This is a genomic window from candidate division KSB1 bacterium (genome assembly GCA_022566355.1).
Taxonomy (GTDB): Bacteria; Zhuqueibacterota; JdFR-76; order JdFR-76; family DREG01; genus JADFJB01.
In genome coordinates this window covers 1-8,687 of sequence record JADFJB010000073.1, presented here as the reverse complement: position 1 = coordinate 8,687, position 8,687 = coordinate 1, and the positions used below count along the sequence as shown (strand labels likewise).

General features: G+C 38.7%; 10 protein-coding genes and 1 pseudogene. 10 read left to right on the top strand and 1 reads right to left on the bottom strand.

Translation table 11 applies throughout. The annotated features are described in order from the left end of the window. From IIC38_12965 to IIC38_12920, 10 genes and pseudogenes are all read left to right on the top strand, one after another. Positions 1–879, top strand: an 879-nt coding sequence (locus IIC38_12965) for a hypothetical protein (GenBank protein MCH8126853.1), incomplete at its 5' end; no start/stop codon positions are given. 884 nt (positions 880–1,763) lie between these two features. Further along, the gene (locus IIC38_12960; protein MCH8126852.1) at positions 1,764–2,108 is read left to right on the top strand and encodes an STAS domain-containing protein; all 345 of its coding nucleotides are present in this window, start codon (positions 1,764–1,766) and stop codon (positions 2,106–2,108) included. A 49-nt stretch (positions 2,109–2,157) separates the two neighbouring features. Continuing rightward, a pseudogene (locus tag IIC38_12955) lies at positions 2,158–2,411 on the top strand (four helix bundle protein). 85 nt (positions 2,412–2,496) lie between these two features. Further along, complete coding sequence (accC, locus tag IIC38_12950) at positions 2,497–4,005, top strand: acetyl-CoA carboxylase biotin carboxylase subunit (GenBank protein MCH8126851.1); 1,509 nt, start codon at positions 2,497–2,499, stop codon at positions 4,003–4,005. A gap of 296 nt (positions 4,006–4,301) precedes the next feature. Then, positions 4,302–4,517 carry a hypothetical protein gene (locus IIC38_12945; protein MCH8126850.1) on the top strand — a complete coding sequence of 72 codons (216 nt, stop codon included), beginning with the start codon at positions 4,302–4,304 and terminating at the stop codon, positions 4,515–4,517. 13 nt (positions 4,518–4,530) lie between these two features. Continuing rightward, the gene (locus IIC38_12940) at positions 4,531–4,911 is read left to right on the top strand and encodes a zinc ribbon domain-containing protein (protein ID MCH8126849.1); all 381 of its coding nucleotides are present in this window, start codon (positions 4,531–4,533) and stop codon (positions 4,909–4,911) included. Next, a complete protein-coding gene (locus IIC38_12935) occupies positions 4,911–5,702 on the top strand; it encodes a biotin--[acetyl-CoA-carboxylase] ligase (protein MCH8126848.1) in 792 nt (263 codons plus the stop codon). The genes IIC38_12940 and IIC38_12935 overlap by 1 nt, the downstream gene beginning before the upstream one ends. Before the next feature lie 3 nt (positions 5,703–5,705). Further along, positions 5,706–6,500, top strand: coding sequence for a type III pantothenate kinase (locus tag IIC38_12930; protein MCH8126847.1), 795 nt, complete (start codon positions 5,706–5,708; stop codon positions 6,498–6,500). Positions 6,501–6,558: 58 nt separating this feature from the next. Further along, on the top strand, positions 6,559–7,116 hold the full coding sequence (locus IIC38_12925) for a hypothetical protein (GenBank protein ID MCH8126846.1): 558 nt from the start codon (positions 6,559–6,561) through the stop codon (positions 7,114–7,116). 2 nt (positions 7,117–7,118) lie between these two features. After that, complete coding sequence (locus tag IIC38_12920) at positions 7,119–8,360, top strand: carbon starvation protein A (GenBank protein MCH8126845.1); 1,242 nt, start codon at positions 7,119–7,121, stop codon at positions 8,358–8,360. Here IIC38_12920 and IIC38_12915 read toward each other — a convergent pair. Next, positions 8,305–8,687, bottom strand: a 383-nt coding sequence (locus IIC38_12915) for an orotidine 5'-phosphate decarboxylase (GenBank protein MCH8126844.1), incomplete at its 5' end; no start/stop codon positions are given. The genes IIC38_12920 and IIC38_12915 overlap by 56 nt on opposite strands.

Sequence of the window (8,687 nt, the reverse complement as noted above, 5' to 3'; positions counted from 1 at the left end):
TGGAATGGCATCAGCCTGCCCAAGTGGACGCTGCTTTCGCTATTGGTCACAATGGTAGTGAATATCTTTTGCAACTACCTGTTGATCTTTGGCAATTTGGGATTTCCAAGGCTTGAAACCGCAGGGGCAGGCCTGGCAACGACTTTCGCCGTTTTCTTCGGTATGTTAACAAATATCACCCTGGGTTTAAAGTATGCACGCAAAAATGGATTTTTGCAAGGATTGCCAGATAAACAAAGAATGCAAACATTGATCAAAGTTTCCTTACCTGAAAGTATGCGAAGTTTCCTTATGTTTTTGGGATTTGTTGTTTTTTTTACAATTGTTGGGTTACTCGGAACGGAAGAGCTGGCCGCATTTAATGTGGTTTTAAATATCATGCTTGTAGCGGTTTTACCTGCCATGGGCATAGGAACCGCTGCATTAACACTTGTTAGTCAGGCATTGGGCGCAAACGATCCAACTGATGCGAAGAGATGGGGGTGGGAGGTGGCTCGGGTAGGGGCGGGAGCGCTCCTGTTCTTTGCACTTTGTGTCGTGCCGTTTCCTGAAACCATTATCGGTTTTTTTATCCCTGAACCGAATACTGTAAATATCGGCGCCGGTCCCTTGCGGCTCATAGGATTGTTTATGTTTATCGATGCTTTTGGTATGATATTAAGTTTCTCATTGCTCGGGGCAGGCGCAACAAGAATTGTTATGATTGTCGCTTTCTTAGTCCAATGGGGGCTTTCGCTTCCTCTTAATTGGTTCTTTGGCATTTACCTGGGTTATGGGCTATTTGGCATGTTTGCCAATATATTTTTTGTGGTCGTATTGAGAGCATCTATATTTGCCTACATCTGGCATAGAGGGCGATGGAGTCTTATTAAGATTTGAGATGAATAAGCATTTACGCAATTCATAAATCTAAGTGCTCAGATTAAAATTAATTTAATCGAATGACATCAGTAACCATTCAGCCTCAAAGTCTCTAAGACCAAAAGGATAAAACTATGAATGAATATATTCCAAGTAATGAAGAAGAATTAACAGCAAAAGAAATTGTTGATGCAGCTTATAACGTGCATAAAAATTTAGGTCCACGGTTTGTTTATCTAAATTACCCCTCTTAACCACCCCTTATCAAGCATATCAAGGGGAGGAATTTCCCCTCCTTGTTTAAGGAGGGGTTAGGGGAGGTTTAATAATATTGATAAGTACAATTTTAATAGGTTACAGTAATTATGTTTTTATATCTTTAGTAGCTGAATATTGGCAGAGATTCGTAAAAGCGACGAACCTAATTTTATATGAGAAACTTCAAGTTTCTTGGAAATTACTCATTTTCAATCATGTCAAGAAAAATAGAATGCCCGGGTTGTGCGATGGAAGTTGATGCTGCAAGTGCTATTTGTCCTTTTTGCCAATATGAATTTCCTCAAGCCAGACAATCATTTAAATGGGTTGGTTGGTTGATGTTAATTCTACTTATCTATCCTGTTTTGTTGATTCTCAATAAAATATTGTCGATGTTTTAAAAAATGTTGCGATAAAAACCGACTTTTTTTCTATCTCCACTTTTAAACTTCAATTCTATTTTTCGTAATTCTATGGTAAACAATATGTTAAGGAGGTTGATAGGAAAGTTGGTTTTAAGATTTATCGGTGTTTAAGTCTTCTATTATTTTTCAGGATGATTTCAGAATTAATTACCTTGATTTTCTGATTTTGAAGTTGTACAATTCCCATTAAGATAATCAATGTGAAAAAATTAAGATAAAATGAAACTATATAAACATCAGGATAATAATATCGTTTTAGTCCAGGCTTTAGAAACAAGAGTTGATTCGAATCTTGCGCCTGATTTTAAAAAGGAGTTATTGGCTTCGATTGTCCAGGATTCACCCAATATCATTATTGATTTGCAGAATGTTGAATACATGGATAGTTCAGGTTTAGGCGCTCTGCTTTTTGGCCATCGGCAAGCCGTTCATAACAAAGGAATTTTTGTAATCATAAATCTAAAACAGCAGGTCAAAAAGTTAATTGAGATCGCACAATTAACTCGAGTTTTAAATATTTGTGAATCGGAAAAACAAGCCATCCGGATTATTAAAAAGAGTTAACTATTCAGGTAGAAAGGCTGTAGCTTTTTAGGCTGTAGTAGGAACACATATGCGAGATCATACGAAGTTTCGAGCTTTTGAGTTAGCCGACGAATTGGCATTGATAATCTATCAAGCAACAAAAGGTTTTCTTCGTGCCGGATGGCCGGGATCGCTATTGGATTGTTAAGGGAATTACATTATCAGTTTAGCCTTGCCAAACGGCTGGGATACTTCAAAGAGTATGATAATAATAACGGGTCGAAAATTGTAGAAACTGAAAAGTTCTTAGGCGCTTTAATTAGAGTAATATGCAAAACCTAACAACCTTAAAGCCTACAGTCTAAACACCTAAATTGTTACTAAAAAGAGTTAAAATAGTTTTTTGAATAAAGATTTTAGTTGTTAAATGTTTAAAAAAGTTCTTATCGCTAACCGGGGAGAAATTGCAGTCCGAATTATCCGAGCATGTCATGAACTTGGAATAGAAGCCGTCGTGATTTATTCGGAACCAGATCGTACAAGCCTTCATGTTCAACTCGCAGAAGAAGCCTACTTAGTCGGAAAGGCACAGTCGTCAGAATCATATCTCAAACAAGATCGGATTTTAAAAATTGCAAAGGAGTCGGGTGTCGATGCCATACATCCCGGCTATGGGTTTTTGGCAGAAAATGCCGTATTTGCCAGAAGTGTTGAACAAGCAGGGATAAAGTTCATTGGTCCGAAATCAAAATCAATTGAGCTGATGGGTGACAAGACAAAGGCTCGTATTCTTGCAAAAGAGTTGGGGGTGCCAACTATTCCCGGAACAATTGAACCCATTGTGGATCTTGAAGCTGCAAATGAAATTGCAAAAAAACTTGGATTCCCGGTTTTGTTAAAAGCCGCAGCCGGAGGTGGCGGTAAAGGTATGCGGATTGTAAACGAAAAATCCGAATTTCAAAGCGCATTTCGAGGCTCGCAGAATGAAGCCCGTTCCGCATTTGGAGATGATCGAATTTACCTGGAAAAATATCTTGTAAAGCCTAGGCACATTGAGTTTCAAATAATTGCTGACAGCCATGGCAATACGATTCACTTGTTGGAAAGGGAATGTTCCATTCAGCGTCGACACCAGAAATTAGTGGAAGAGTCACCATGCGTAGGTTTAACTTCTGAATTGCGAGAAAAAATGGGTGAATCTGCAATCGAATTGGCAAAGGCTGCTAACTATGAAAATGCAGGTACCATTGAGTTCCTAGTCGATGCGGAGTGGAATTATTATTTTCTGGAAATGAATACCAGGCTTCAGGTTGAACACCCTGTAACGGAAGCAATAACGGGAATAGACCTGGTAAAAGAACAGTTAAAAATCGCGAATGGCGATAAGTTGGAAATTATTCAAAAAGATGTCACTGCGAATGGCCATGCCATCGAGTGTCGAATCTGTTCAGAGGATCCAAGGAATAATTTCATGCCATCAACCGGAAAAATAGAATATCTATTCGAGCCTGATGGATTTGGAGTTCGATGTGATTCCGGAATCTATGGCGGTGCTCAAATATACCCTTACTATGATCCTTTGATGGCAAAATTAATTGTCTGGGGGAAGACAAGAAATGATGCAATTGACCGGATGAAACGAGCATTAAAAGAATACCAGGTGTTTGGCGTTGATACTTGTATTCCTTATTTTATTGAACTAATGGATAACGAAAAATTCAAAATGGGTGAAATTACCACTCAGTTTGTCGAGCAAGAAAATATTATGGATTTAAAAGATGGTGATGAAACCATTCACTTTGCTGGTGCAGTTTCGTCATCCTTATTCCATTCAACCAATCAGGAAAATGGCCAGAGGAAGATGAGAAGTTCTACTCAAAGAAATATGGAAAATTGGAGAAGGATTGGTCGATTGGAGGGTTTTAGTAAACCATGAAATACCAGGTTGAAATTGCCGGAAAGCGATACCATCTGAATGTTCAAAATCAGTATTCAAAATTACAGTTACTTCATGATGGGAAACCCGTTCAGTTTGATTTTGAGAAGATACATCCTTCGGGCTTGTATTCTCTGGTTTTGTCTGGAAAGCAATACCGGGTTTGGGTTGAAAAAAATAGTGAAAGCAGTTATAAGGTCTCCGTGAATCATGAAACCCTGGAAGTTGAGTTGAATGACGAGAGACAATTACTGAAGAAAACAATTGGCAAAGATGAAAGCCATGATTCCGGGGTAATGATTGTTCGTGCCCCGATACCGGGACTGGTATTGGATATTGTAGTTGAAATTGATCAAGAAGTAAATAAAGGAGATGGTCTGATAATCATGGAAGCAATGAAAATGGAAAATGAAATTAAATCTCCAGGGAAAGGAAAAGTCAGTAAGATCCTTGTGAAAAAGGGTGATGCTATAGATAAAGGTCTGGTATTGATTGAATTAACTTCTAAATAAATAAGGAAACAATATGCCCATCTATGAATTTCGCTGTCAGGACTGCAGTAAACAAATTAGCGTCCTCATGAGGATCAACGATCAACCTGAGAGTTTTCATTGTCCGAGTTGTAATAACACAAACCTTAAAAAATTATTATCCAGGTTTGCTTCACCAAAATCAGAAGATGCTCGTATGGAAAGCCTTGCTGATCCCTCTAAATGGCGGGGTCTTGATGAGAATGATCCAAAATCTATGATAGATTTAATGAAAAAAATGGGTAAAGAAATGGGAGAAGAAGCAGGAGAAGAATTTGATCAAATGATTGAAGAAGCAGAAGAAGAAGCTTATAAAGGAAATTCATCAAAGGGAACTGATGATAATCTTTATACTCCCGGCGAGCTTTCGGGATAATGGAGAAAATCCACCTAAATTCAAAGCTCCAATGCATAGGGAAACAGATTTATCAATTCGATTCAGTCACTTCAACAAATGACATATTGCTAAAGTTAATTCAAGAATCAAAGACAAGTGATCAAAATAGAATACCAGAAGGCACAATCGTTCTTGCTGAAGAACAAACCGCCGGGCGTGGACGATTCAACAGAACTTGGCAGTCCTCAAAGGGTAAGGGACTGTGGTTATCAATCTATTTGGCGCCGAGATTCCTTGAGCTTCCAAAAGCTTTTTTGGTAACTTTTTGTGCAGCAACAGCAGTGGCCCAGGTTGTAAAAGATTTGTTTCAATTATCTCCTCAAATAAAATGGCCCAATGATGTTCTTTTAAAGGGTTCAAAATTTTGCGGGATCCTTACTGATACTAAATCTGAGAAGAATTTATTGGCCCAGGCAATACTTGGCATTGGCATCAATGTGAATCAGAATCAAGATGAATTTAATGAAGAAGCGGGTGTGAATGCCACTTCATTACGGATCGAACATGGCGAGGATATTGATAGAATGAAGTTATTACAAAGAATAATAGAAAAATTGGATGCTAATTATACACTGCTAAAATTGAAGAAATTTAAGGATATGTTGGAAGATTGGAAAAAATTTGCTACATTTTTAGGCCAGTCAGTTACATTAATCGATGGAAGGATGAAAAAAGTTGGTATTGCCACAGATATCGATGAAAATGGCGGACTTATATTGAATTGCAATGGAAAAGAACAAATCTTTTATAACGGTAGTTTGGTACTATAAAATATGGATGATCTTTTACTAACAATTGATGTCGGGAATACACACACGGTTTTAGCGGTTTTTAAACATAAAGAATTAATTATTAATTGGCGGTTAAGTACATCCGTTACACGCACAGAGGATGAAAGCTGGATTGCGGTTAAAATGTTGTGTGACTCTGGCAGAATTCCGGTTGAAAATATCATTGATGTAGTTATCACATCGGTAGTCCCTGAAACGACACAAGTTTATGCCCGCATGGTGGAGAATTACCTGCATTTTTCACCGATCATTATCTCAAGCGATCTTGATTTAGGTATACAAATTCATTACAATGATCCTCATGCTGTTGGAGCGGATCGTCTTTGCAATGCAATCAGTGGTTTTGAAAAATATGGCGGACCGCTTATCATCGTAGATTTTGGCACTGCAACCACTTTTGACGTCATCGCAGAAAATGGCGATTATTTGGGAGGCGTAATCGCTCCCGGGGTTGAAACTTCCGCAATGGATTTATGGAGACGCGCGGCAAAATTATTTGAAGTTGAACTAAGGTTTCCTGAAAAAATTCTTGGTACAAACACCGAAACCAGTATGCAATCAGGCATTATGTATGGTGCGGTTGAAATGGTAAATGGCCTGGCCAGGAGATTGTCAGAAGAGCTTAAGTCAGATAAAGAAGTACAGGTCATTGCTACGGGCGGACTGGCCTCAGTGATTTTACAGAAAACAAAAGTGATTAAACAATTCGAGCCGAATCTGACTCTAGATGGTATGCGAATAATTTATGAGAGACTTAAGTCAAAACCTGAAATATAGAATAACTGAAATTTATTAAAACCATCATAAAGAATACTATAATCAGGATAGGGACTTTTTGAAAAAATCAAATCACAAAACCAATATCGTGATTGCAAAATTAGCACAAATCCTTTCGGGATATTATGATGTTCAAAAAGATATTTTTCTTAACGGTCGAAAAAATGAGTTACTTGCACAATCCAAACAAAAACTCCAACATTATGCCATCAGTAAAAAATTGATAGTCGATGAATCTCATTTAAACGACTACCTGGTCATTCAAAGTGAAACTTCAACCCCAACGCAGGAACTTTTGAGTAATCATTTTTCCTGGTTAGAAGAGTGGGCTAAAACAAAGACTTCATCTGAGGAACGCCACATGAGATCGAGATTCGCCCTGGTTCTTTTGTTGGAAGAAAAATGGCTTCCTTTGAATTTTGAACAAATGGTGAAAAAGTATTCTAAATCCTATTGGTTGAAATTTGGCATTAATGGATGGTATGAAACCATGATGATCTGTTATCACCTCCCAACTTCTTCCATTTACTCAAATCGAAGAAGCAAAGATTTCTTAAGTTTACTGGAAAAAATATCGGAATTTGAGAAGACTGAATTAACCAAACAGGAGATTTGATTATGAAAGCTCTATACATGATGCTGATGGCATTGGCTTGCCTGGTTCCCGCTTATGTATGGTATGGCCGGTTTTTAGTTAAACGGCTGAAAGTTGATCCGGATAGACCAACGCCTGCACATACTATGACAGATGGCGTCGATTATGTTCCTGCAAAAGCGCCGGTTCTTTTGGGGCACCATTTCGCCTCAATTGCAGGTGCAAGCCCTATTGTCGGACCTATTTTTGCTGCAGTATTCGGTTGGATCCCGGTTTTTTTATGGATTATTTTCGGTTCAATTTTTATTGGCGGTGTTCATGATTTTGCTTCGATCATGGCTTCAGTTCGTCATAAAAGTAAATCTATCGGTGAAATCATTCATCAATACATCGGCGATCTAGGTAAAAAACTATTCCTGATTTTTGCATGGGCCACTTTAATTTTGGTCATTGCTGTGTTCACGATTTTGGTAGCTAGAACATTCAGCAATGTGCCGGAATCTGCAACTGCATCAATGTTATTTCTTGGTTTGGCGGTTTTTTTCGGTGTTGCTATTTATAAGTGGAATTTACCCATTGGGCCGGCTTCAATTTTAGGTGTACTCTTGCTTTTGGGATGCATTGCCCTGGGGATCATTTTCCCTTTAAAATTATCCGTAACAACCTGGACGATAATCCTGTTAGGTTATATTTTTGTGGCGTCTGTAACACCTGTATGGGTTCTGCTCCAACCCAGGGACTATCTAAATTCCTTTTTATTATATATGTTGATTTTAGGAGCAGGTATTGGAATCCTAGTTGCGAATCCTGAAGTTCACCTGGCCCCGTTAACCTCTTTCAAAACAAGCATTGGCTTTATGTTTCCTTTACTTTTTGTAACGGTAGCTTGTGGCGCAGTATCGGGATTCCATTCCATGGTCGCTTCGGGGACAACATCGAAGCAATTAGATAAGGAATCTGATGCCAAGGTAGTTGCTTATGGAGGTATGTTAATTGAGGCTATGTTGGCAGTGGTCTCATTGATTGCGGCTGCAGTGTTAACAACGGAAATGTATCAAAGTTATATAGGTCCCGGCGGCGGCGGTCCTATAACATTATTCGCTGAGAGTGTCGGTAAATTTATTTCAAGCCTGGGTATTCCCCTTCATATTGGCGTCACTTTCACGGCACTCGCGGTATCTGCATTTGCTTTAACTTCGTTGGATACGGCTACCAGGCTAACCAGGTTTTGCTTTCAAGAATTTTTTGAACAACTACTTTTGTAATTCCTGCAACCGTGTTACCAAACTCTTTCAGAGCTTTTCTGCTTGAGGTTGCGCAATTAAGGGTAATCATCTCTGGGCTGGATTTTACGAGAAAGGCTGCATCGTGCTTCATCGTCTCCTGTATATCTGACAATTTAAGATCGGCAAAAACAGAAAATTTTAGCTTGTGCAAATCACCGGTAATGTCAGAGCCCCAATCACGACGAATAGCATTTATCTTTATCCAAAGAGGAAGATCCTTAAGAGTCTCTGCAAGAGCTAACACACTATCATAAACCCCCTCTCTTCCTCCCTTTTTAGTGGGATCAAAATCTGCTGCCACAATTA